Raw genomic sequence first — 24,148 nt, 5'->3', positions numbered from 1 at the left:
TGCCTCGATGGCCTGCTGCATAAATCTTGGACTGAATGCTCATCTAGCTTGTTCGGCCGTAGGTATCTTCAAAGCGGACAATGTCGTCTTCGCCAAGGTAGCTTCCGGACTGCACTTCGATGATTTCAAGCGGAATGTTGCCGGGGTTAGCTAGGCGATGCACCTCACCCAGCGGGATGTAGGTGGATTGGTTTTCGGTCAGGGTGATGACTTGGTCGCCGTTGGTGATTTCGGCTGTGCCAGTGACCACAATCCAATGCTCTGCGCGGTGGTGGTGTTTTTGTAAGCTGAGGCTGGCACCCGGCTTGACCTGGATGCGCTTGACCTTGAAGCGCCCTCCTTCGTCGATGCTGTCGTACCAACCCCAGGGGCGGTGCACTTTGCGGTGCAAGGTGTGCTCTTCGCGCTGGGTGCTTTGCAGTTGGGCGACGATGTGCTTAACGTTCTGGCTGCGGGTTTTGTCGGCCACCAACACGGCGTCTGCGGTTTCGATGACGACCAAGTCGCTCACGCCCACCAAGGTGACCAAGCGGCTGCTGGCATGCACAAGGGTGTTGCTGCTGTCGGTGGTTAGCACATCGCCCACATGGGCGTTGCCGTTTGCGTCTTTGGGCAGCACTTTCCACACCGCGTCCCATGCGCCTAGGTCTGACCACCCAGCATCGAGTGGGACCATTTGAATGGGGAATGCGCTGCCGGGGCAGTGTTCCATGACGGCGTAATCGACAGATTCTGCAGGGATGGCGACAAACTCTTCTTTGCCGGGGCGGATGAATTGTGCGTCTTGCTTTTTGATGGCCCAGGCTGCTTGGCAGGCTTGGGCGATGTCAGGGCGGAAGCTTTGGAGGGCTTTGAGCCAGACCGAGGCGCGCAGGACGAACATGCCAGCGTTCCAGAAGTAGTTACCTTCTTGCAGGTATTTTTGGGCTGTTTCTAGGCTGGGTTTTTCTACGAAGGCTTGGACGGGGATGGGTGGAGAGTGGATTCCCGCATGCGCGGGAATGACAGAAGTAGCGGGAATTACAGAAGTAGCGGGAATGACAGAGGGTGTTCGAATATAGCCGTACCCGGTTTCAGGTTTGTCGGGGGTGACGCCCAGGATGACGATGTTGCCATCGGCTGCTTGGGCGATGGCTTGTTGGACTGCGGCGGTAAAAGCGGCTGCGTTGGCAACGGTTTGGTCTGCGGGTGTGACAACCAAAACGGGATCTTGGCCGTTTTCTGTGGCGGCAAGCGCGGCCAAGGTCAGCGCGGGTGCCGTGTTACGGCCCACGGGCTCTAACAAAGCCGCCCCCAAGTTAATGCCGACTTCGCGCAATTGCTCAGATGCCAAAAACCGATGGTCTTCGCCGCTGACAATAAGGGGGGCGGCGACTTGAATGCCTTCTTGGCTCAGACCCGCCAAGCGCTGCGCGGCTTGCTGAAACAGGCTCTCATTGCCCGTCAAACACAAAAACTGCTTAGGAAAACCGGTGCGAGACAGTGGCCAGAGGCGTGTGCCGGATCCGCCGCAGAGGATGACTGGGGTGACTTGGATCATGCTTTTTGTGTTTTGTCTTGACCCGGGGCGTCGACTTCAGACTGGAGCGCCTCAATCTCCAACTTTAAGGCTTCGTACTCTTGCATCTTGCGGCCAAGGAAGCTGGTGGTCAGTGCCAATTTTTCTGCAATGCCCATGGGCGTGAGCAAATACACGTACTTGAATTTGTTTTTACTGTTTTGAAAGTTTTGCATCTTCACAAGACCCTTGTCTATCAGGGCCTTGAGGCAGTAGTTGAGCCCACTCACGCTCATGCCGAGCTTGTCCGCCAGCTCGCGCTGGGTCAGGTCTGGGTTTTCTTGCAAGATGCGCATGATCCGAAAATGCGTCTCTTCTTGGATCTTGGCTTGACGGCTTGTCATTTATGCAGCGCTAAAGCGGTCTAAATTGGGCTAAATAAGTACTGCGGGCACGCTACCGCAGTGCCGTGTCGCGATCGGCCGCGCGGTTTTTTGCTGGAAGTCGAACTGTAACGCTTTTCAGGTGTTTGTTCTAACTTTGAACAAAACAATTTATCAATTGAAGAATTGACAGGTGTGATTTGGGCTTTGATCGCCACCGTTTTCCCGCTCAGTCATCGCCCAGTGCATTCAGATCAATGCTTTTGCACAGTGCCAGCAAATCCGCCAACTGATGCACCGCCATCTTTTGCAACACATTGGCGCGGTGCTTTTTGGCGGTGTCGGGCAGTATGTCCAGTCGCTCAGAAATGCCTTTATTGGTGTGCCCTTGCAGCATCAAGGCACACACATCACGCTCGCGCGAACTCAGGGTGAGCCATTTGCGGCGTATCTCGTTTTTTTGAATGAAGGCTTGCCTGTTGAGGGCATCCACGGCCAAGCCACGTTCGATGGCATCGATCAGCGCCTGAATCTGAAAGGGCTTCCATAAAAACTCAATGGGCTGGCCCTTCATGGCTCGGATGATTTCTTCGGATTGACTCTCCCCGCTGATGAAGATGATGGGGGTGAGACGGCCAAGTGCCCGCAGCCTTTCCTGCAACTCGATGCCCGACATGTTGGGCATGCGCACATCCAGCACCAGCACGGCTGGAAAGATGTCAAAAGACTGCTGCAAAAACGCTTGCGCGCTTTCAAAGCTTTCAATGCTGTAACCCATTTGCCGCAACAAATCGGTCAAATAAAAACGGATGTCCGGGTTGTCATCGACAACATACACATGACCGCTGGTGGGTGGGTTCATTGAAAAAATATAAGCGGGTTAGAAGCAAAGCCATTGTCTGCAAAGAAAAAGGCTTCTAACTATCACTAGCTAGAAGCCTTTATCAGATTGAATGGTCGGCGTGGCGGGATTCGAACTCGCGACCCCTTGCACCCCATGCAAGTGCGCTACCAGGCTGCGCTACACGCCGACAAGCTTCAAATTATAACCGCAGAAATTCGTGTTCAAAGGGTGAGTAAGGCGCGAATTTCAATCAGCGCATTTTTGAGTGACGGCACATTTCCACCCGCACCGCCCCATTCGACCTCGGCTAGCGCCATTTGTTCAGATGGATCTCCAGTGAGCGACGAGGCATCGTCTGAATCAGCTCCGTCGGATTCTCCTCGTTGCAATTGCCTGTGGGTCTGCACCAACTCTTGCAGCCTGTTGCGCGCGCCGCTGATGGTAAAGCCCTGGTCATAAAGCAGATCACGAATGCGCCGGATCATCAGCACTTCGTGGTGCTGGTAATAACGGCGATTGCCTCGGCGTTTGACAGGCCGAAGCTGGGTGAATTCCTGTTCCCAATAGCGCAGAACGTGTGGCTTGACACCGCACAGTTCGCCCACTTCACCAATGGTGAAATAGCGTTTGGCTGGAATGGAAGGAAGCGGACTGTCCATGAACGACAACAAGTTACGTGGTAAACCTTGTAGCTTACTGCAACTTTCCCGATCGCGACACCCAGGCGTGGCGGCCTATGACCTTATTGACCGTGTTACTCAAAATTTGAAGCGAGCAACCTCTTGGCGTGTGGCGTCTGCGCTGCTGGACAGCGAGATGACACTGGCCGTCATCTCCTCTGATGCCGCCGCATTGCTGTTGGCAATATGGTTTAACCCAGACAGGTTGGCATTGATTTCCTCGACCGCACTGGCTTGTTGTTCCAATGAAGAAGAAATGCGATGCAACAAGCTGTCTGTTAATTTAGACATCTCGCCCACAGCCACCATGTCGCGGCTGACCTCGTTGACAGCGGATACCGCTTTAGCCGTTTCGCCCGACGCAGCCTGCACCAGGAGCGCAATTTCTTGCGAGCTCGCGGCACTGCTCACGGCCAGCTTGCCCACCTCATCGGCCACCACGGCAAAGCCTTTGCCATGCTCACCCGCACGGGCAGCTTCGATAGCGGCGTTCAGAGACAACAAATTGGTTTTGTTGGCGATCTTTTCGATCACCTCGGTGATCTTGCTGATCTTTTCGGAATTGCTGGCGATGGCGGTCACCACCTGAACCATCATCTCCATTTTCTCAACCCCGGCCTGAACACGCAGTACGGATTCGCGTGATTTTTCAGATGCCATTTCGGTGCTTTTAGAGACATCCACGATGGCCTGACTCGATTGCTTCACGGCGACCGCGACTTGGCTGATGGCATGGGTCTGGTTTTGGGCACCATCCGCAATTTGGCTGATCGCCTCCGCCGTTTCCTTGGACGCGGTGGCAAGCTGACGGGTATTCAGGCTGATCTCACGCATGGACTTCACAAGCGCATCCAAGGACGCATTGATGTTCTCACGCAAGACCAACAAGTCACCCAAACCATCGGCATTGACGCGGTGGCTCAAGTCACCGTTAGCAACTTGGCGCATGACTTGGCCAATGTCGCCCAACATGCCTTGCAAAGAGGACATGGCGCGCTGGGCGTTGTTGAGCGCTTTGCCGTATTCACCCTGCGCATTAACTTCAACTGCGTAGGCAAAATTGCCCGCAGACAAGGCCTGCATGACCTGATTCATGGTGGCAATGGTCGACTCCACTTGGGCCAAACTGGTGTTCACCGAAGTTTTGAGTTTGTCCATATCGCCCGTGAGAGAGGCTCTCACAGGATTAGAGAAATCGCCTTGCGCCAACGAGGCCATAACGGTGTTCACCTCAACCAAAGCATCGCCAATCACTTGCATCATGCGGTTGAACGATGCCGAGGTCATCGCGATTTCGTCAGAACCGCGAACACTGACTCTGTGCGACAAGTCAAAAGTTTCAGCGATCTGGTTCATGGAGCTTTGCAGCGATTGCAGCGGCTTTTGAATGCTGCGCGTGATCCAAAAGGTCATCGCCAAAAACAACACGGTCAAAACGGTCATCAGCACACTGGCCACCAAAAAGCTCAATGCCGCTTGGTCTGACAACGAGCGCGAATGCTCACTGAGCTGCTTTGTCAGCAAATCATCTTGAGATTTGAGAATGTTCATCTTCTCGGAGACCGCAGCCCACCAAGCGGAAGGAGCGATGCCAAAATCACCATCCGCAGCTTGTTTCAAAACCGCGTTTCGCATCGACAAGGCTTCTTTCACTGCGGGCTTGTCAAGCGCCTGTGTCAGCGCTTGCACATCGGCTTCACTGGCTGTTTGACGGTAAAGTTTGTCAAAATTTTCTTGGCGAGCGATGTTGCCAATCAACTGCGCCAAGGGCTCGGCACCCAGCGGCTTGTTGGCGGTCAAGGTTGCATTGATGGCGGCACGTTCACGACCCGCGAATTCTTTGTAACTGACCAAATAGGCATAAGCGCGAATGCGTTGTGCGAAATCAACGGTGGGGGCGTCAGCCACTGCCGTGTCAATGGTGTCGATGAGGCCGCTGATCTTGCTGGAATACCACTGAACAGCAGCGCCACCGGACAAAGTTAAAGCGTCAATTTCTTGGCGTTTGGCGGTCAATGCCTGACGCAATGAGGCCATGCTGGAATCCGCAGATCCACGGCTGGCGGCCGTATCGATCAAGTGGGTCACCGACTCAGTGGCCTGCGTCAACATGCCATCGGTTTTGGTACGCTGGCTTTTGAGAGCCGTTGCCGTGGCTTCACTGCCGCGTGAGGCCACAAAGCCTGCCGTCATGCCCCGTTCCGACTGCAACTCATGCACCAATTGACCCAGCGTGGCCACTTCGGACACCACAGAAGCGCTCAGCGCGTATTGGTTCTTTTCTGTCCAGAACACCCACACTTTGGCCAATGACAAAACACACAAAGATACCAACAAAGGCATAACCAACAATGTCAGTTTGGTTCTTATTTTTAGAGTTTCAATTGCCAGCGCCATGGTGTTTTCCTTGATTTAAAACATCATAACCGCCAAAATTGGCCATCCAAGGTCATGCCAAGCGGGAATGACCATGAAAAGAAGTGAGTTCCGGCCTGCTCAGAAATGCCGTTGAAGTACCCGATGGTGTATTCGTCCAGCCCTTAGTGCACACCGATCAATTGGTTTGCGCCCTTGGATTCCGGTTCATCAATGCTGATTTGATCGCTGCAGGCCTGGCGCCGTTCAATCCCGAATCTGCATCCATCAAAGCTGGCAGGCTTATGTTGGAAGAAATCGACGAATGCGTCGCCTCAGGTCAAAGCTTTGCCTTTGAAACCACCTTGTCCGGTAAGGGCTACCTGCGCAAAATAGCGCTTTGGCAACAACTCGGTTACCAAGTCAAACTGTGGTTTTTGTCTCTGCCCAGTGAAGATATTGCCATTTCTCGGGTGGCCGAACGGGTAGTCCAAGGGGGGCACAATATTCCCGAGCAGATAATTCGCAGACGATTCAAATCCGGGCTTGAAAACTTCCATGAGCTCTACAGCAAAGTCGTTGAATCATGGGCTTTTTACGACAACTCAGGCCCTCAGCCAAACCTTATTGAATGGAGTGACAAATGAGCACAAGAGACATTCGAACCTCAAAAGATCCTGATTTGGCCGGATCCTATGCAGCGATCCAACGTTCAGCTCAAAGCGCACGAGATATCGCCATCAGGACCAACACAGCGATCATCGTGGCCGTTGACGGTAAGCCGGTCCGAATCACTGCTGCTGAACTGATCAAGATACGCGAGCTTGAATCATCAACGCCCACACCACACATTCCAAGTCTTTGAGCCGCGCAAGGTAAGCGTTTTGTGGCGCTTAACACAGAAGATAGCGGGGAAATCGATCAGATGGTTGGCCACTGATGCCTGGATCGCGCGACCAACTGGTCGTGTCGTTCTGGGATTTGAACGCTTGTTTGTAGTCAACCCGGCCCGTACTACTTTGAACCAAAGAAAAAGCACCTAGAGTTTCCTCTAAGTGCTTGATTCAATTGGGTATTTATTGGTGGGCAGTGCAAGTTTCGAACTTGCGACCCCTGCAGTGTGAATGCAGTGCTCTACCCCTGAGCTAACCGCCCTACCGCTTTGCAGCGAAGAGCTAAATTATGGCATAAAAAATGCCCGATTCAGAATCGCCACACGAAAAATCATGCACCGCACGGCGCTGCATGAAATTCAAGCGACTTCGGTTTGTCGCCAAATGGTTTTGCCGCCGCTGGATTTATCGAGTTGACTCAACACATCGGCATGTGCGGCCAACTCTTGGGCGTTGGCTGGCAACACGGGCAGCACAAAGGTGCTTAAGTCAACCGGCGCCACAATGGTTTGCACATTGCTTGGCGCATCGCCTGCATCAATCAGCAGGGCTTCCTGGCCGCGCGTCATGTTGATGTAGACATCAGCCAGCAACTCGGCATCAAGCAAGGCGCCGTGCAGGGTACGGCCTGAGTTGTCGACCTCCAGGCGGTCACACAGCGCATCGAGGCTGTTGCGCTTGCCCGGGAACATTTCCTTGGCCATGGCCAAGGTGTCGATCACACTGTCGACATGGGTCTTGAACGGTTTTTTACCGATACGTTCGAGCTCTTTGTTCAAAAAACCCACGTCAAACGCGGCGTTGTGGATGATGATTTCAGCGTCGCTCAGGTAGGCCAGAATTTCTTCGGCCAACTCTGCAAACTTGGGCTTGTCGCGCAAAAACTCATTGCTGATGCCGTGCACCTTGAGCGCGTCTTCGTGACTGTCGCGCTCGGGGTTGAAGTAAAAGTGCAGGTTGTTGCCGGTCAGCTTGCGGGCATACAGCTCCACACAGCCGAGTTCAATGATGCGGTCACCGCCTTCGGCCGACAGGCCTGTGGTTTCGGTGTCCAGAACAATTTGGCGCATGGCCGCTCTCCCGATCAGTGCAGTTCTTTGGCGTGGTTGATGGTGTATCGCGGAATCTCGATCACCAGATCCTGCTTGGCCACAAAGGCCTGGCAGCTCAGGCGCGAGTTGGGCTCCAGACCCCAGGCGCGGTCAAGCAGGTCTTCTTCGGTTTCTTCGATCTCATTGAGACTTTTGAAGCCATCGCGTACCACCACATGGCAGGTGGTGCAAGCCGCGCTCATGTCGCAAGCGTGCTCGATGTTGATCTTGTTGTCGAGCAGCGCTTCGCAGATGCTGGTGCCTGCAGGCGCAGTGATTTCTGCGCCATTCGGGCAGTACTCGGGGTGGGGCAGGATTTTGATGACGGGCATAGTTGTCTTTGAATTCAGGGCGTATCGAACTTTTACAGGGTCTGGATGTTTTGGCCCGCCAAGGCTTTTTGGATGCTGTGGTTCATGCGTTCAGCGGCAAAAGCTTCAGTGCCTTTGGCCAGCGCCTGAGTGCAGTCTTCAAGTGCTTTGGCGTCTTGCTCGGTTTGCACTGCACTTTGCAATGTGGCCATCAAGGCGTCGATGGCGCTTCGCTCGTTGGCTTGCAGCAACTGACCGTCGGCATTCAAGGCGCTGCGTGTGGCCAACAGCATGCGGTCGGCATCCACCCGCGCTTCGACCAAGGCGCGAGCCTTCATGTCGGCTTGCGCGGTGGTGAAGCTTTCTTGCAGCATGGTGGCAATCTGATCGTCGCTCAAGCCATATGAAGGCTTGACGTCGATGCGCGCTTCGACACCGCTGATTTGTTCTTTGGCTCCCACACTCAGCAGCCCATCGGCATCCACAGTGAAAGTGACGCGGATGCGAGCAGCGCCAGCGGCCATGGGCGGAATGCCGCGCAGCTCAAAACGGGCCAAGCTGCGGCAGTCTTGCACCAGATCGCGCTCGCCCTGCACCACATGCAGCGCCAGAGCGGTTTGGCCGTCTTGGTAGGTGGTGAAGTCTTGCGCCATGGCGGTGGGGATGGTCTGGTTGCGCGGGATGATGCGCTCGACCAGACCGCCCATGGTCTCGATGCCCAGCGAGAGCGGGATCACATCAAGCAAAAGCAATTCACCAGCGGCGTTATTGCCCGCCAACTGGTTGGCCTGAATGGCCGCGCCCAAAGCGACCACTTCGTCAGGGTTGAGGTTGTTGAGCGGGGCTTGACCAAAAAAGTCAGCCACGGCCTGCTGAATTTGCGGCATGCGGGTGGAGCCCCCCACCATGACCACGCCTTGCACATCGTCTTTAGCCAATTTCGCATCGCGCAGCGCTTTGCGTACGGCAGTGATGCAGCGCGCTGTCAGCGCCTGTGTGGCTTGCTCGAAGTCAGTGCGGCTGACTTGCACCGACAAGGGGCCCGTCGAAAGCGCCACAGTCAAGCTGGCTGTGTCTTCGCTCGTCAAGGCTTCTTTGGCAGCGCGAGCTGCCGCCTTGAGCAAAGTTTTGTCCTCTGCTGTGACCACTTGCAAGCCAGGCTGCTTGGCCAATGCGGCATCAGCCAGCGCCTGGTCGTAATCGTCACCGCCCAAAGCCGAATCGCCGCCCGTGGACAGGACTTCGAAGACGCCTTGCGTCAAACGAAGGATGGAGATGTCAAAGGTGCCACCGCCCAGATCGAACACGGCGTAAACGCCCTCGCTGGCGTTGTCCAGACCATAGGCAATGGCCGCCGCTGTGGGTTCGTTGATCAGCCGCAACACGTTCAGCCCGGCCAGCTGGGCCGCGTCTTTGGTGGCCTGGCGTTGAGCGTCGTCAAAGTAGGCCGGCACGGTGATGACCGCACCGTACAGATCGTCGTTGAAAGTGTCTTCGGCGCGGTAACGAAGCGTGGCGAGAATTTCGGCACTGACTTCGACCGGGGATTTAGGGCCTTGCACGGTCTGGATGCTGAGCATGCCTTGTTCACTGGCGGTGAACTCGTAGGGTAATTTGCTGCGGTCTGCGATGTCGTTCAGCCCACGACCCATGAAGCGCTTCACCGAGGCGATGGTGTTGACCGGATCGGCAGCAGCAGAGTGCACCGCGTCAAAACCGATCTGACGACCCTGCCCGGGCATGAAGCGCACCACCGACGGCAGGATCACCCGGCCATCGTCGTCAGGCAAACATTCAGACACGCCGTTGCGCACCGAAGCCACCAGCGAGTGAGTGGTGCCCAGATCAATGCCCACGGCAATGCGGCGCTGGTGGGGGTCGGGCGACTGGCCCGGTTCAGAAATTTGCAGTAACGCCATGGTCAATCAGGGAGGTTCAAGTCAATCGGTCAAGTTTAGCGTTCACTTCTTGGGTGAAGCGCTCGATGAACATGAGCGCCCTCACCTGCCCCACGGCTTGCGCGGGATCCTTGGACTTGTCCAGCAGTCGGGCCAGCTCTTGCAGCACACGACCTTGTTCAGCAGCCACTTCATTCGCAAAGGCTTCCAGGCCTTGGGCGCTGTCGGTGTCTTCGAGGTTTTCGCGCCATTCCATTTGCTGCATGAGGAAAGCTGCGGGCATCGCGGTGTTGTTTTCAGCTTGCACCGGTGCGCCTTGCAATTCACACAAATAAGCAGCCCGTTTGAGCGGGTCTTTCAGGCGCTGATAGGCCTCATTGATGCGCACCGACCATTGCATCGCGATGCGTTGCGCCGCAGCCCCTTCGGCAGCAAAACGGTCAGGGTGAGCTTCGCGTTGCAAAGCTTTCCAGCGGGCGTCCAGTTGCGCGCGGTCCTGTGCAAACTGCACAGGCACATCAAACAGCTCGAAGTCGTTGGCTTGGAGGGAGATCACACGCGGAACGATTCGCCGCAACCGCAGCGGTCGCGCTCGTTGGGGTTGTTGAAGCGAAAGCCCTCGTTCAGGCCCTCACGCACAAAATCCAACTCGGTGCCGTCGATGTAGGCCAGACTTTTGGGGTCGACCAGCACCTTGACGCCGTGGCCTTCAAACACCACGTCTTCCGGGGCAATTTCGTCCACGTATTCGAGCTTGTAGGCCAGGCCAGAGCAGCCGGTGGTTTTGACACCCAAACGCACACCCACGCCCGATCCACGTTTGGCCAGATACCGGGTCACATGCCGCGCAGCAGCGGCAGAAAGTGAGATGGCCATGTCAGTTCAGGTGTTTCTTTTTGTAGTCGTCCACAGCTGCCTTGATGGCGTCTTCGGCCAGGATAGAGCAGTGGATCTTGACGGGCGGCAGTGCCAGCTCTTCGGCGATCTGGCTGTTTTTCAAAGCCGCTGCTTCGTCGAGCGTTTTGCCTTTGACCCATTCGGTCACAAGCGAGCTGGAAGCAATGGCCGAGCCGCAGCCGTAAGTCTTGAAGCGAGCGTCTTCGATCACCCCGGTTTGCGGGTTGACCTTGATCTGCAATTTCATGACGTCGCCACAAGCCGGGGCGCCGACCATGCCGGTGCCCACGCTGTCGTCGCCCTTGTCGAACGAGCCGACGTTGCGGGGGTTTTCGTAGTGGTCAACCACTTTTTCAGAATAAGCCATGGTGTTTCTCCGTATTCAGTTCAATGTGCGATTGAAGGTGTTCGAATCAGTGAGCGGCCCATTGGATGGTGCTCAAGTCAATGCCGTCTTGGTGCATTTCCCAAAGAGGGCTGAGTTCGCGCAGCTTGGCCACGTTCTCGCGAATGGTTTTGATCGCGTAGTCGATGTCTTCTTCGGTGGTCCAGCGGCCAATCGTCATGCGCAGGCTGCTGTGGGCAAGCTCGTCGCTGCGACCCAAGGCACGCAGAACATAGCTGGGCTCCAGGCTGGCCGAGGTGCAAGCCGAGCCGGACGACACGGCCAAGCCCTTGATGCCCATGATCAGCGATTCGCCTTCAACGAAGTTGAAGCTCATGTTGATGTTGTGCGGCACGCGCTGGGTGGCGTGACCGTTCAAAAACACCTGCTCCATATCGCTCAGGCCGTTCATCAGGCGGTCGTGCAAGGCGCGCGCCTTGGCGTTGTCCTGGGCCATTTCCAGTTTGGCGATGCGAAAAGCCTCGCCCATGCCGACGCATTGGTGCGTGGGCAAAGTGCCCGAACGCATGCCGCGCTCATGACCGCCGCCATGCATTTGCGCTTCCAGGCGAATGCGGGGCTTGCGGCGCACATACAAGGCACCAATGCCTTTGGGGCCGTAGGTTTTGTGGGAGGCCAGGCTCATCAGGTCGATGGGCAGCTGGGTCATGTCGATCTCGACTTTGCCCGTGGCTTGCGCTGCGTCGACATGGAAAACGATGCCTTTTTCACGGCACAGATTGCCAATCGCGGTCACGTCCTGAATCACGCCAATTTCGTTGTTCACAAACATCACGCTGATCAAAATGGTGTCAGGGCGAATCGCGGCCTTAAGTGCGTCCATGTTCAGCAGGCCATCGGCCTGCACGTCGAGGTAAGTGACTTCAAAGCCTTGACGCTCCAATTCGCGCATGGTGTCGAGCACCGCTTTGTGCTCGGTCTTGGCCGTGATCAGGTGCTTGCCACGCGACTTGTAGAAGTGCGCTGCACCCTTGATGGCGAGGTTGTTGGATTCGGTGGCTCCGCTGGTCCAGACGATTTCGCGGGAATCGGCTCCGATCAAGTCGGCCACTTGTTCACGGGCCTTCTCGACGGCCGCTTCGGCTTCCCAGCCCCAGGCATGGGTGCGCGATGCGGGGTTGCCAAAGTGCTCACGCAACCAGGGCACGATGGCGTCCACCACGCGAGGATCGCAAGGGTTGGTCGCGCCGTAGTCGAGGTAAATGGGAAAGTGGGGTGTGGTCATGGTCTGTACTTCTTCAAGGATCAGGATTTGGCGAACATGTTGCCCAGGTCAAAAACCGAGTTGGGCACATTGACACGGATCGGTTTAACGACCGGCATGGGAGAAATAGCACGTTTGATATTGGGTTTGGATTCCACCACCAAGCCTTTGGCCAATTGGTCGTCCACCAACTTTTGCAGTGAAACGGAGTCCAGAAACTCAACCATTTTGGAATTAAGCGACGCCCACAGGTCGTGCGTCATGCAGCGGCCATCACCGCCATTGCAATTCTCTTTGCCACCACAGTGAGTGGCGTCGATGGGCTCGTCCACCGACAAAATAATGTCAGCCACCGTGATCTCGGTGGATTTGCGCCCCAAGGTGTAACCGCCGCCAGGGCCACGGGTAGATTCGACCAGGTTGTGGCGGCGCAGTTTGCCAAACAACTGCTCCAAGTAGGACAAGGAGATTTGTTGGCGCTGGCTGATCGCGGCCAAAGTCACGGGGCCTGCGTCTTGACGCAAAGCCAAATCGATCATGGCGGTGACGGCAAAACGGCCTTTGGTGGTTAAACGCATGGCAGACTCCTGATGTGGATGGGGACTCGGTCTGTGGCCTGGCTGAGCAGGTTCCCGACTAAACGAGTCAAGTATAGCGCAATCCCGATCAAATCACTCGGGTTAAAGGGTTATTCAAGCCCGGATCAAAGGCACGATGTTGTCGCCACCTGGGGCACCAAAGGCCTGCTCTTTCAAGATGCCCAGCTGGTCGCGGACTTGCGCGGCTTTTTCGAACTCCAGATTACGGGCGTGCTCCATCATTTGCTTTTCAAGCTGCTTGATGGCGCGTGCGATGTCTTTTTCGGTCATGTCCTCGACCTTTGCGCGCTGCAAAGCGGCCTGCTCTAGGCGCTCGGCTTCTTTGCCCGACTTTTCGCTGTAAACGCCGTCGATCAGGTCCTTCACTTTTTTAACGATGCTCTTGGGCGTGATGCCCATGGCCTCGTTGTGCGCCAATTGCTTGATGCGGCGGCGTTCGGTCTCGCCCATGGCTTTTTTCATCGACTCGGTGATGCGGTCGGCGTACAAAATCGCTCGGCCATTCAAATTACGCGCGGCACGGCCAATGGTCTGAATCAGGCTGCGCTCGGCCCGCAAAAAGCCTTCCTTGTCGGCATCCAAAATCGCCACCAAAGACACCTCGGGTATGTCCAATCCCTCGCGCAGCAAGTTGATGCCGATCAGCACATCGAACGCGCCCAAGCGCAAATCGCGCAAGATTTCCACCCGCTCCACCGTGTCCACATCGCTGTGCAAATAGCGCACCTTGACACCGTTGTCACTCATGTAATCGGTCAACTGCTCGGCCATGCGCTTGGTCAGGGTGGTGATGAGGACACGCTCGTTCTTTTCGACCCGGATGCGGATTTCCTGGAGTACATCGTCCACCTGGTGAGTGGCTGGGCGCACTTCAACTTGCGGATCGACCAAGCCGGTGGGGCGCACCACCTGCTCGACCACCTTGCCAGCGTGGGTCTTTTCGTAGTCAGCGGGTGTGGCCGAGACGAAGATGCACTGGCGCATGCGTTTTTCAAACTCTTCGAATTTGAGCGGGCGGTTGTCCAGCGCGCTGGGCAGTCGAAAGCCGTATTCCACCAGCGTGGTCTTGCGGGCTTTGTCGCCGTTGTACATGGCGTTGAGCTGGCCGATCATCTGGTGGCTCTCGTCTAAAAACATGATCGCATCGGGCGGCATGTAATCGGTCAAGGTGCTGGGCGGGTCGCCGGGCGCTGCGCCCGACAAATGCCGGGTGTAGTTTTCAATGCCTTTGCAGTGGCCCACTTCAGACAGCATTTCCAGGTCAAAACGTGTGCGCTGCTCTAGGCGCTGGGCCTCGACCAGCTTGCCCATGCCCACCAGCTCTTTCAGGCGCTGAGCCAGCTCGACCTTGATGGTCTCCACCGCCGCCAACACTTTGTCTCGCGGCGTGACGTAATGGCTGGAGGGGTACACCGTGAAACGCGGAATCTTCTGGCGAATGCGGCCCGTCAAAGGGTCAAACAATTGCAGGCTTTCAATCTCGTCATCAAACAACTCAATGCGGATGGCCAACTCGGAATGCTCCGCCGGGAACACGTCAATCGTGTCGCCCCGCACCCGGAACTTGCCGCGAGAGAACTCCATGTCGTTGCGCTGGTACTGCATGCGGATCAGCTGCGCGATCACATCGCGCTGGCCCAGTTTGTCGCCCGTGCGCAGCGTCATGATCATGCGGTGGTAGCTCTCGGGCTCGCCAATGCCGTAGATGGCCGACACCGTGGCCACAATCACCACATCGCGCCGCTCCATGATGCTTTTGGTGCAAGACAGGCGCATTTGCTCGATGTGCTCGTTGATCGCCGAGTCTTTCTCGATGAACAAATCGCGCTGAGGCACATAGGCCTCGGGCTGGTAGTAGTCGTAATAACTGACGAAATATTCGACCGCATTTTTCGGAAAAAACTCACGAAACTCGCTGTACAACTGCGCCGCCAGTGTCTTGTTGGGTGCAAACACAATGGCAGGTCGGCCCAACTGCGCGATCACATTGGCCATGGTGAAGGTCTTGCCCGAACCCGTCACGCCCAGCAGGGTTTGGAACACCTCGCCGTCGTGCACGCCCTCGACCAGTTGTTCGATGGCCACAGGTTGATCGCCTGCGGGCGGATAAGGTTGATACAGCTCGAAGGGCGAGCCGGGATAGCTGACGAACTGGCCAGAGGGTGCAGTTGCCGCCGCTTCTAACAGAGGGATGATTTCAGACATGGGAACTCGTTTCAGGAGGAAAGGCCAGACGGGTTAAACACCGTACGTGCGCAAGCATCGAAAACCTGTCGTCAATAGCCGCCAAACAGGATATCGAGGGCATTGACCACCTCGGGGGACTGTGCGCGCAAATTCAAAAGCGGCGCGCCCAACCAACGCAAAGGCACAGCGGCGAGTGCGGCGGTGTCAAGCACCACAGCTTGCCCTTCTACCGTGCAAACAGGGTTGAGATCACGCATGGGCAAAGGGGCAAATTCGACACCACGCAAAGGAATCACCACACGCGTGGCAATGCGGTCCAGAAAGCTGTTTTGCACATCCAGCAAATACGGTGTGCGCTCGCGCATTCGTGCATCAGGGTGGGCATAGACATCAAATTGGGCCATGAATCAGAAGCTCCGAAAAGCATCCAAGGGCAAGCCCTCTTGCTCAATCCGTGCGTTGTAGCTGGCAATCGCATCCTGATTTTGCAACTGCCAACGCGCCCAATACTGGCGCTTGACCTCTTCGGTCAGCAACGCATCTACGGTTTTGGACACATTCATGCCCAATTCACGGGCCATGGCCAGCACCTCGGCATTGAGCGACAAATTGGCTGGTTTTTTGGGGGCATCTTCAAAGCGCAACATGAAAAACTCCATTAAAGATGCGCATATTTTATGCGCAAAATCGTTTTTATGAACTTGCTTCGAATGCAGCCCAAGCGCTTTTCAGTGGCTTGAGGCCTGTAAAATCGCCGTTCTCGCGTCCTGCGCTTACCTCGTTTTACAGGAAACCTTCATGTCTCTGTTTTCCGCCGTCGAAATGGCCCCCCGCGACCCGATCTTGGGTCTGAACGAACAATTCAACGCCGACTCCAACCCCAACAAGGTGAACCTGGGCGTGGGCGTGTATTTCGACGACAACGGCAAACTGCCTTTGCTGCAGTGCGTTCAAGCCGCTGAAAAAACCATGATGGCCACGCCTACAGCCCGTGGCTACTTGCCGATCGACGGCATCGTGGCCTATGACAACGCCGTCAAGGCGCTGGTGTTTGGCGCTGACTCCGATGTGGTCAAGTCGGGCCGGGTGTCCACCGTGCAAGCCATTGGCGGCACGGGTGGCCTGAAAATCGGTGCCGATTTTTTGAAGAAAGTCAGCCCCAACGCCAAAGTTCTGATTTCGGACCCCAGCTGGGAAAACCACCGCGCTATCTTTGTGAACGCCGGTTTTGAAGTCGACACCTACGCTTATTACGACGCAGCCAAGCGCGGCGTGAACTTCGAGGGCATGCTGGCCAGCCTGAACGCCGCAACCCCCGGCACCATCGTCGTGCTGCACGCCTGCTGCCACAACCCCACCGGCTACGACATCACCGACGCGCAGTGGGACCAAGTGATCGCCGTGGTCAAGGCCAAGGGCCTCACCGCCTTCCTCGACATGGCCTACCAAGGCTTTGGCCATGGCATCGCCGAAGACGGCGCTGTGATCGGCAAATTCGTGGCTGCAGGCCTCAACATCTTCGTGTCCACGTCTTTTTCCAAGAGCTTCAGCCTGTACGGCGAGCGCGTGGGCGCCCTGTCGGTCGTGGCCTCTGACAAAGAAGAAGCCTCGCGCGTGCTGTCGCAATTGAAGATCGCCATCCGAACCAACTACTCCAACCCACCCATCCACGGTGGCGCGGTCGTGGCCGCCGTGTTGAACAACCCCGAACTGCGTGCCCAGTGGGAAAGCGAATTGGCCGAAATGCGTGTGCGCATCAAGGCCATGCGTCAAAAACTGGTGGACAGCCTCAAAGCCGCAGGCGTGCAGCAAGACATGAGCTTCATCACCACCCAGATCGGCATGTTCAGCTACTCAGGCCTGACCAAAGACCAGATGGTGCGCCTGCGCAACGAGTTTGGCGTGTACGGCACCGACACCGGTCGCATGTGTGTGGCGGCGCTCAACAGCAAAAACATCGATTACGTCTGCGCATCGATCGCCAAAGTCGTCTGAATTGACGGTCAGCAAGACTGACATCCGGCTTGCAACCGCCCCTGACGGGGCGGTTTCTTTTTGGGCGGTCCGGAAGGTGACTGCCGATTAGGGGCCAAACTCGAAAAATACCGAGTGGTCTCCTGTAGTATTGCTGCAGCGCACCATTTTGTTGCAAGGGAAACTGTCAAATGCTTTATCAGATTTTTGAAACTCAACGCTCAATCATGGAGCCTTTTTCCGATCTGGCACAAGCTGCAGCCAAGCTGTACAGCAACCCACTGAACCCGATTTCTCAAACGCCAATGGCCCAGCGGGCTTCGGCAGGCTATGCCCTCATGCACCGCCTGGGCAAAGATTACGAAAAGCCAGAGTTCGGCATCCGCACCATTAAGGTCAACAAGACCGATGTTGCTGTGCACGAACGCATCGAAATCGACAAGCCTTTCTGTGAACTGCGCCGCTTCAAACGCTTTTCTGACGACACCGCCACACTCACCCAGCTCAAGGCCCAACCCACCGTGCTGATCGTGGCACCTTTGTCAGGCCACTACGCCACCTTGCTGCGTGACACCGTCAAAACCATGTTGCAAGACCATAAGGTCTACATCACCGACTGGAAAAACGCCCGCCTGGTGCCCTTGGCGGACGGTGAGTTCCACCTGGACGACTACATCAATTACGTGCAGGAATTCATTCGTCACCTGCAATCCATTTACGGCAACTGCCATGTGGTCAGCGTTTGCCAGCCCACCGTACCCGTTTTGGCTGCAGTGTCCTTGATGGCCAGCCGTGGCGAAAAAACCCCGCTGACCATGACCATGATGGGCGGACCGATCGATGCCCGAAAGTCACCCACTTCGGTGAATAACCTGGCCACCAACAAAAGCTTTGAGTGGTTTGAGAACAACGTGATCTACCGCGTGCCCGCGTCTTTCCCAGGCGCTGGTCGTCGCGTCTACCCTGGCTTCTTGCAGTACACCGGCTTTGTGGCCATGAACCCCGACCGCCACGCCACCAGCCATTACGACTACTTCAAAGACTTGATCAAAGGTGACGATGCCAGCACCGAAGCGCACCGCAAGTTTTACGACGAGTACAACGCCGTGCTCGACATGGACGCCGATTACTACCTGGAAACCATCCAAACCGTGTTCCAAGACTTCAAACTGGTCAACGGCACTTGGGATGTGAAAGGCGTGGATGGCAAAGTCGAACGTGTGCGCCCGCAAGACATCAAGGGCACTGCCCTGATGACGGTGGAAGGCGAGTTGGACGACATCTCCGGCTCCGGCCAGACACGTGCGGCGCAAGACTTGTGCAGTGGCGTGCCCGCAAGCGAGCGCCTGCATTTGGAAGTGCCTGGTGCTGGCCACTACGGCATCTTCAGCGGTCGCCGCTGGCGCGATGTGGTTTACCCGCAACTGGTCAAGTTCATCCTGAGCCATGCCCCCAAAGCAAAGGCCAAAGCCGCTGTGGTGGCTACAGTGGCTGAAGCCAAGACCGTAGCGACGAACAAGGCCGTGCCCCAGGTTGTGGCCAAACCGGTTGCGGCCAAACCGGTTGCAGCTAAACCGGCTGTTGCGGTCGAGCCAAAAGCGGTTGTGGTTGCAGTCAAGCCTGCACCTGTTGTGGCTGCAAAGCCCCTGCCTACAACAGCAGCAAAAGCGGCCAAACTGCTGCCAGCTGTGGCCAAGCCCGTAGCCAAAGTCGCCAACAAAACTGCCGTGAAAGCCCCGGTCAAGGCGGTTGCCAAGGCCAAAGCCAAAGCGCCCAACAAGGTCACGACCAAAGCAGTGCCCAGCACCTCGGTTAAAACCACTTGGGTTGATCCGAAGAAAAAAGCCTAAGGCCCATGCCCGCTTTGCCACGAACAGCGCCTGAAACCCAGGCGCTTTTTCTATGCCTGAACGATGCACTGCCGCAAACGCAGTGCACGCGCTGCGGCTTTCCCGATTGCGCCAGCTATGCACGCGCCATGGCCGAGGGCCAAGCGCCGATCAACCAATGCCCGCCCGGTGGCCAAGCAGGCATCGAGCGCTTGGCCGCTTTGACGGGCCAGCCTGTGGTGCCCCTGAACCCCGAACACGGCACCGAAGGCCCGCGCCATGTGGCCCTGATCGACGAAGCCTGGTGCATTGGCTGCACGCTGTGCATCAAGGCCTGCCCCACCGATGCCATTTTGGGTGCCAACAAACAAATGCACACCGTCATCGAACCCTGGTGCACCGGATGCGAGTTGTGCATCCCCGTGTGCCCGGTGGACTGCATTGCCCTGGAAAACGTGACGGGCGCCCAAACCGGCTGGGCCGCCTGGTCACCGGCACTGGCGCAAACTGCGCGCTCACGCTTCGAATCGCGCCAGCACCGCTTGGTCCAAGAAGAAGCCACTCACCAACGCCAACAACAAGCCAAGGCCGAGCACAAATTGGCCGACTTGGCAGAGCACACCAAAGGCACAGAAAACGCCCCCGAGGCAGACCGAAAACGCGCCATCATCGAAGCGGCACTCGCCAAAGCCAAAGCCCGTCAAAAACTCGCCTGACAAGAAGTCTCGGCTGAAAAGAAGTCTCGGCTGAAAAGAGGGTAAGCCTAACCAGAGACTGTCTCCCCCGACTCGATCGGGGGTCCATGCCTTCGGCACTCATGGATACCCGCATGCGCGGGCATGACAGGCTTGAGATCTTTCACTGGCGGCTTAGGTTGGTCCTCTCGACCCTCTCGAACCTCTCGAACCTCTCGAACCTCTCGAACCTCTCGAACCTCTCGACCCTCTACAACCTCTGGTGCGCTCGGGTTTTAAGCGCCGACAACTGGTCAGTGCGCGTTGGCCGCCAAAGCTGCAAATGCCTTGACCACCTCGGCAGGGGCCTGCACCAGCTCAATCAACACGCCCTCGCCGCCAATGGGGAACTCGTCGTTCGCCTTGGGGTGCAAAAACGTGATGTCAAAACCGGCCGCGCCCTTGCGGATGCCGCCCGGCGCAAAGCGTACGCCCTGAGCCGTGAGCCATTCCACGGCAACCGGCAGATCGTCGATCCACAGGCCAATATGGTTCAGTGGCGTGGTGTGCACAGCGGGCTTTTTTTCGGGATCCAGCGGCTGCATCAGATCGACCTCGACCTTGAACGGGCCGGTGCCGATGGCGCAGATGTCTTCGTCCACGTTCTCGCGTTCGCTTTTGAAGGTGCCGGTCACTTCCAGGCCGAACATGTCAACCCAGAGCTTTTGCAGGCGAGCTTTGTCAGGCCCACCGATGGCGATTTGCTGAACGCCCAGCACTTTGAAGGGGCGCGTCATTTATTCGAACTCCACGATCATCTGGTCCACCGTGAGCGACTCGCCCTTGGCTGCCACCACTTTCTTGACCACGCCATCTTGCGCAGCAAACAACACGTTTTCCATCTTCATGGCTTCGATCACGGCCACGCGTTCGCCCGCTTGCACTTTTTGGCCTGGCGTCACAGACACTTCGACCAACAAGCCCGGCATGGGTGACAACACAAAGCGGCTCAAGTCTGGCGGTGCCTTGTAAGGCATGAGCTTGTGCAACTCGGCCATGCGGGGCGACATGACCAGCGCTTCGATGCGGGTGCCGTTGTGTTGCACTTGCAAGGCCAAGGGGTTTTTCAATGTGCCGCGCTCAATCTGCGCGGTGAAAGGCTTGCCGTTGCAAATGCCTTCGATGCGGATGTCATTCAAACGGGAATTGCTTTCGATGGCATAGGTTTTGCCATCCACGGTGATTTGCGCCACGCCCGGCTTGCCGGTGAATTCGTCCACATGCACCGGCACATAACGGTTGTTGCCGCCCTGCCCCAACTCGACCACCGCATAGTCTTGGCCCACCTTGACGTCGTAGCCCGGCAATTGACCGCTGAGGTTGGCGGCACGTTGGCGTGACTTGCGGCGCACAAAGGCCGCCAGTGCGGCCAAAAAGTCGTGATCGTCGTGCGGCACGTCTTCAGCGCGGAAACCTTTGCTGTACTGCTCGGCAATGAAGCCGGTGTTGAAGTCGCCCGACACAAAGCGCGGGTGCGCCAACAAGGCCGCTTGGAAGGGAATGTTGGAGCTGATGCCGCGAATGACAAAGCCATTCAAGGCTTCGCGCATTTTGGCAATCGCGTCGTTGCGGTCTTTGCCGTGCACGATGAGCTTGGCGATCATCGAGTCGTAGAACATCGGAATCTCGCCGCCGTCTTGCACGCCCGTGTCCACGCGCACACCGAACAAGTCAGCGGTGTTGGCCTGGAACATGGTTTGTGGCGGCGTTTGAAAACGCACCAAGCGACCTGTCGATGGCAAGAAATTGCGGAACGGGTCTTCGGCGTTGATGCGGCACTCGATGGCCCAGCCGTCGCGTTTCACATCGGCTTGGGTCAGCGTGAGCTTTTCACCTGCGGCAACACGGATCATTTGCTCCACCAAATCGAGGCCGGTGATGGCTTCGGTCACCGGATGCTCCACCTGCAAGCGGGTGTTCATCTCCAGAAAGTAAAAGCTCTGGTCTTTGCCGACGACAAACTCGACGGTGCCCGCACTTTGGTATTTCACCGCCTTGGCCAATTGCACCGCCTGCTCACCCATGGCTTTGCGGGTGGCGTCGCTGATGAAGGGCGATGGTGCTTCTTCGATCACTTTTTGGTGGCGGCGCTGGATCGAGCACTCGCGTTCGTTCAAGTAGATGACGTTGCCATGGCTGTCACCCAGCACCTGAATTTCAATGTGGCGAGGCTCTTCGACGAATTTCTCGATGAACACACGGTCGTCACCGAAGCTGTTGCGCGCTTCGTTGCGGCACGAGGTGAAACCTTCCAGCGCTTCTTTGTCGTTGAAGGCCACGCGCAAGCCTTTGCCGCCGCCGCCGGCCGATGCTTTGATCATGACGGGGTAACCAATGCCCTTGGCAATTTCGACGGCTTTTTCGGCCGTTTCAATCGCGTCGTTGACACCGGGAATGCAGTTCACGCCCGCCGCACCGGCCAGCTTTTTCGACTCGATCTTGTCGCCCATGGCGGCAATCGAAAAATGGCGCGGGCCGATGAAGGCAATGCCCTCGTCTTCGCAGCGCTTGGAGAACTCGGCGTTCTCGCTCAAGAAACCGTAGCCGGGGTGAATCGCTTGTGCGCCCGTGGCTTTGGCCGCGGCGATGATTTTGTCAGCGACCAGATACGACTCGCGTGAAGCCGCTGGGCCAATCATCACGGCCTCATCGGCCAACATCACATGACGGGCTTCCTTGTCGGCTTCCGAATAAACGGCGACCGTTTTGATGCCCATCTTTTGGGCGGTGGCGATGACACGGCAGGCAATTTCGCCACGGTTGGCGATCAAGATTTTGGTAAACATGTTCTTCTTCTCCTTCGGGCTTACAGCGGAATGTTCCCGTGCTTGCGCCATGGGTTTTCAATCTTCTTGTCTTTGAGCATGACCAGCGAGCGGCAGATGCGCTTGCGGGTTTCGTGCGGTTGAATAACGTCGTCGATGAAGCCGCGTGCGCCCGCCACAAACGGGTTGGCAAAACGGGCTTTGTATTCGGCTTCTTTGGCGGCCAGCTTTTCGGGATCGCCTTTGTCTTCGCGGAAGATGATCTCCACCGCGCCCTTGGCACCCATCACCGCGATTTCGGCGTTGGGCCAGGCGAAGTTCACGTCGCCGCGCAGGTGCTTGGAGGCCATCACGTCATACGCACCGCCGTAGGCTTTGCGGGTGATGACGGTGATTTTGGGGACCGTGCACTCGGCGTACGCATACAGCAGCTTGGCACCGTGCTTGATGATGCCGCCAAACTCTTGGCTGGTGCCGGGCATGAAGCCGGGCACATCGACAAAGGTGATGACGGGAATATTGAAGGCATCGCAAAAGCGCACAAAGCGGGCGGCCTTGATGGAGCTCTTGATGTCCAAGCATCCGGCCAGCACCAGCGGCTGGTTGGCCACGATGCCCACGGTCTGACCTTCCATGCGGGCAAAGCCGATCAGGATGTTTTTGGCGTAGTCGGGCTGCAGCTCGAAGAAGTCACCATCGTCCACAGTTTTGACGATGAGTTCCTTCATGTCATAGGCCTTGTTGGGGTTCTCGGGCACCAAGGTGTCGAGGCTCATGTCCAAGCGGCTGGATGGGTCGCCGCTGGCGCGAACAGGCGCTTTTTCGCGGTTGTTCAAAGGCAGGTAGTTGTACAAGCGGCGCAGCATCAAGAGCGCCTCGACATCGTTTTCAAACGCCATGTCGGCCACACCGCTCTTGGTGGTGTGCGTCAAAGCGCCGCCCAACTCTTCGGCGGTCACTTCTTCGTGCGTCACGGTCTTGACCACTTCGGGGCCGGTCACAAACATGTATGAGGTGTCTTTGACCATGAAGATGAAGTCGGTCAGCGCTGGCGAATACACCGCACCACCGGCCGATGGCCCCATGATCATGCTGATCTGCGGCACCACGCCACTGGCAATCACGTTGCGCTGGAACACGTCGGCATAACCGCCAAGCGAGGCCACGCCTTCTTGAATGCGGGCACCGCCCGAGTCGTTCAAACCAATGACCGGTGCACCCACCTTCATGGCTTGGTCCATGATTTTGCAAATCTTCTCGGCGTGCGTTTCAGACAAAGCACCACCGTACACGGTGAAGTCCTGGCTGAACACAAACACCAAACGGCCATTGATCATGCCGTAGCCCGTGACCACGCCGTCACCGGGGATTTTGTTGCCCTCCATACCGAAGTCGGTGCAACGGTGTTCCACAAACATGTCCCACTCTTCGAAGGTGCCTTCGTCAAGCAACACCTCGATGCGCTCGCGCGCCGTGAGTTTGCCTTTGGCGTGCTGCGCGTCAATGCGCTTTTGCCCGCCGCCCAAGCGGGCCGCAGCGCGCTTTTTTTCCAGTTGTTCAATGATGTCTTGCATGGTGGCTCTCTCTTCTCCAGAAATAT

General features: G+C 56.8%; 24 protein-coding genes and 2 tRNA genes. 5 read left to right on the top strand and 21 right to left on the bottom strand.

Going from position 1 to position 24,148, the window contains the following annotated elements:
• Positions 1-43 precede the first annotated feature (43 nt).
• From BN3544_RS10850 to BN3544_RS10825, 6 genes are all read right to left on the bottom strand, one after another.
• Positions 44-1,540, bottom strand: a complete 1,497-nt coding sequence (locus tag BN3544_RS10850; RefSeq protein WP_026036548.1) for a mannose-1-phosphate guanylyltransferase/mannose-6-phosphate isomerase — start codon at positions 1,538-1,540, stop codon at positions 44-46.
• A complete protein-coding gene (locus BN3544_RS10845; RefSeq protein WP_019429411.1) occupies positions 1,537-1,902 on the bottom strand; it encodes a MarR family EPS-associated transcriptional regulator in 366 nt (121 codons plus the stop codon). The genes BN3544_RS10850 and BN3544_RS10845 overlap by 4 nt, the downstream gene beginning before the upstream one ends.
• A gap of 208 nt (positions 1,903-2,110) precedes the next feature.
• Positions 2,111-2,743: a response regulator transcription factor gene (locus BN3544_RS10840; RefSeq protein ID WP_019429410.1), complete on the bottom strand. Its 633-nt coding sequence runs from the start codon at positions 2,741-2,743 to the stop codon at positions 2,111-2,113.
• 92 nt (positions 2,744-2,835) lie between these two features.
• Positions 2,836-2,912 (bottom strand) — tRNA-Pro (locus BN3544_RS10835).
• Positions 2,913-2,946: 34 nt separating this feature from the next.
• The gene (locus BN3544_RS10830; RefSeq protein ID WP_019429409.1) at positions 2,947-3,384 is read right to left on the bottom strand and encodes a MerR family transcriptional regulator; all 438 of its coding nucleotides are present in this window, start codon (positions 3,382-3,384) and stop codon (positions 2,947-2,949) included.
• A gap of 99 nt (positions 3,385-3,483) precedes the next feature.
• Positions 3,484-5,802: a methyl-accepting chemotaxis protein gene (locus BN3544_RS10825; protein WP_081499359.1), complete on the bottom strand. Its 2,319-nt coding sequence runs from the start codon at positions 5,800-5,802 to the stop codon at positions 3,484-3,486.
• 146 nt (positions 5,803-5,948) lie between these two features.
• Between BN3544_RS10825 and BN3544_RS10820 the strand changes: the two genes are divergently transcribed.
• Positions 5,949-6,407: a zeta toxin family protein gene (locus BN3544_RS10820; protein WP_019429407.1), complete on the top strand. Its 459-nt coding sequence runs from the start codon at positions 5,949-5,951 to the stop codon at positions 6,405-6,407.
• On the top strand, positions 6,404-6,625 hold the full coding sequence (locus BN3544_RS14115; RefSeq protein ID WP_081499358.1) for a hypothetical protein: 222 nt from the start codon (positions 6,404-6,406) through the stop codon (positions 6,623-6,625). Before BN3544_RS10820 ends, BN3544_RS14115 begins: the two co-directional genes overlap by 4 nt.
• 215 nt (positions 6,626-6,840) lie before the next feature.
• On the opposite strand, the gene BN3544_RS10815 is transcribed toward BN3544_RS14115, so the two are convergent.
• The 12 genes from BN3544_RS10815 to BN3544_RS10760 all read right to left on the bottom strand — a co-directional run bounded on the left by BN3544_RS10815 (position 6,841) and on the right by BN3544_RS10760 (position 15,893).
• Positions 6,841-6,915: transfer RNA gene (locus tag BN3544_RS10815), tRNA-Val, on the bottom strand.
• A 97-nt stretch (positions 6,916-7,012) separates the two neighbouring features.
• Positions 7,013-7,723 (bottom strand): DNA polymerase III subunit epsilon, encoded by a 711-nt coding sequence (dnaQ, locus tag BN3544_RS10810; protein ID WP_019429406.1) that lies wholly within the window; start codon positions 7,721-7,723, stop codon positions 7,013-7,015.
• 14 nt (positions 7,724-7,737) lie between these two features.
• Positions 7,738-8,076: an ISC system 2Fe-2S type ferredoxin gene (fdx, locus tag BN3544_RS10805; protein ID WP_019429405.1), complete on the bottom strand. Its 339-nt coding sequence runs from the start codon at positions 8,074-8,076 to the stop codon at positions 7,738-7,740.
• Between the two features lie 32 nt (positions 8,077-8,108).
• Positions 8,109-9,974, bottom strand: a complete 1,866-nt coding sequence (gene hscA, locus BN3544_RS10800; protein WP_019429404.1) for a Fe-S protein assembly chaperone HscA — start codon at positions 9,972-9,974, stop codon at positions 8,109-8,111.
• 16 nt (positions 9,975-9,990) lie between these two features.
• On the bottom strand, positions 9,991-10,506 hold the full coding sequence (gene hscB, locus BN3544_RS10795) for a Fe-S protein assembly co-chaperone HscB (protein WP_026036547.1): 516 nt from the start codon (positions 10,504-10,506) through the stop codon (positions 9,991-9,993).
• The gene (gene iscA, locus BN3544_RS10790) at positions 10,506-10,829 is read right to left on the bottom strand and encodes an iron-sulfur cluster assembly protein IscA (RefSeq protein WP_019425275.1); all 324 of its coding nucleotides are present in this window, start codon (positions 10,827-10,829) and stop codon (positions 10,506-10,508) included. The genes hscB and iscA overlap by 1 nt, the downstream gene beginning before the upstream one ends.
• 1 nt (position 10,830) lies before the next feature.
• Entirely contained in the window at positions 10,831-11,217 is a 387-nt protein-coding gene (gene iscU / locus BN3544_RS10785; RefSeq protein ID WP_019429402.1) for a Fe-S cluster assembly scaffold IscU, read from the bottom strand.
• A gap of 46 nt (positions 11,218-11,263) precedes the next feature.
• Positions 11,264-12,481 carry an IscS subfamily cysteine desulfurase gene (locus BN3544_RS10780; RefSeq protein WP_019429401.1) on the bottom strand — a complete coding sequence of 406 codons (1,218 nt, stop codon included), beginning with the start codon at positions 12,479-12,481 and terminating at the stop codon, positions 11,264-11,266.
• A gap of 20 nt (positions 12,482-12,501) precedes the next feature.
• Positions 12,502-13,038 (bottom strand): Fe-S cluster assembly transcriptional regulator IscR, encoded by a 537-nt coding sequence (gene iscR / locus BN3544_RS10775; RefSeq protein ID WP_019429400.1) that lies wholly within the window; start codon positions 13,036-13,038, stop codon positions 12,502-12,504.
• 114 nt (positions 13,039-13,152) lie between these two features.
• On the bottom strand, positions 13,153-15,264 hold the full coding sequence (gene uvrB, locus BN3544_RS10770; RefSeq protein WP_019429399.1) for an excinuclease ABC subunit UvrB: 2,112 nt from the start codon (positions 15,262-15,264) through the stop codon (positions 13,153-13,155).
• A gap of 71 nt (positions 15,265-15,335) precedes the next feature.
• Entirely contained in the window at positions 15,336-15,650 is a 315-nt protein-coding gene (locus tag BN3544_RS10765) for a CcdB family protein (RefSeq protein WP_019429398.1), read from the bottom strand.
• 3 nt (positions 15,651-15,653) lie between these two features.
• Positions 15,654-15,893 carry a type II toxin-antitoxin system CcdA family antitoxin gene (locus tag BN3544_RS10760; RefSeq protein WP_026036545.1) on the bottom strand — a complete coding sequence of 80 codons (240 nt, stop codon included), beginning with the start codon at positions 15,891-15,893 and terminating at the stop codon, positions 15,654-15,656.
• Between the two features lie 151 nt (positions 15,894-16,044).
• Between BN3544_RS10760 and BN3544_RS10755 the strand changes: the two genes are divergently transcribed.
• The 3 genes from BN3544_RS10755 to rsxB all read left to right on the top strand — a co-directional run bounded on the left by BN3544_RS10755 (position 16,045) and on the right by rsxB (position 19,765).
• A complete protein-coding gene (locus BN3544_RS10755) occupies positions 16,045-17,241 on the top strand; it encodes an amino acid aminotransferase (RefSeq protein WP_019429396.1) in 1,197 nt (398 codons plus the stop codon).
• Positions 17,242-17,411: 170 nt separating this feature from the next.
• Complete coding sequence (locus tag BN3544_RS10750) at positions 17,412-19,070, top strand: polyhydroxyalkanoate depolymerase (RefSeq protein ID WP_081499357.1); 1,659 nt, start codon at positions 17,412-17,414, stop codon at positions 19,068-19,070.
• 5 nt (positions 19,071-19,075) lie between these two features.
• Complete coding sequence (gene rsxB, locus BN3544_RS10745) at positions 19,076-19,765, top strand: electron transport complex subunit RsxB (protein ID WP_019429394.1); 690 nt, start codon at positions 19,076-19,078, stop codon at positions 19,763-19,765.
• Between the two features lie 272 nt (positions 19,766-20,037).
• Here the strand turns inward: rsxB and BN3544_RS10740 are convergent, their stop codons facing one another.
• Genes BN3544_RS10740 through BN3544_RS10730 form a run of 3 tightly spaced genes read right to left on the bottom strand, consistent with a single transcriptional unit; the run spans position 20,038 to position 24,122 of the window.
• Positions 20,038-20,520 carry a VOC family protein gene (locus tag BN3544_RS10740; RefSeq protein ID WP_019429393.1) on the bottom strand — a complete coding sequence of 161 codons (483 nt, stop codon included), beginning with the start codon at positions 20,518-20,520 and terminating at the stop codon, positions 20,038-20,040.
• Positions 20,521-22,569 (bottom strand): acetyl-CoA carboxylase biotin carboxylase subunit, encoded by a 2,049-nt coding sequence (locus BN3544_RS10735; RefSeq protein WP_019429392.1) that lies wholly within the window; start codon positions 22,567-22,569, stop codon positions 20,521-20,523.
• 20 nt (positions 22,570-22,589) lie between these two features.
• On the bottom strand, positions 22,590-24,122 hold the full coding sequence (locus BN3544_RS10730) for an acyl-CoA carboxylase subunit beta (protein WP_019429391.1): 1,533 nt from the start codon (positions 24,120-24,122) through the stop codon (positions 22,590-22,592).
• Positions 24,123-24,148 lie beyond the last annotated feature (26 nt).

Source organism: Limnohabitans sp. Rim47, assembly GCF_001517545.1.
Lineage (GTDB): Bacteria > Pseudomonadota > Gammaproteobacteria > Burkholderiales > Burkholderiaceae_C > Limnohabitans_A.
Note: the sequence above shows the minus strand (reverse complement) of the source record. Positions and strands in the feature narration are given on the sequence as shown.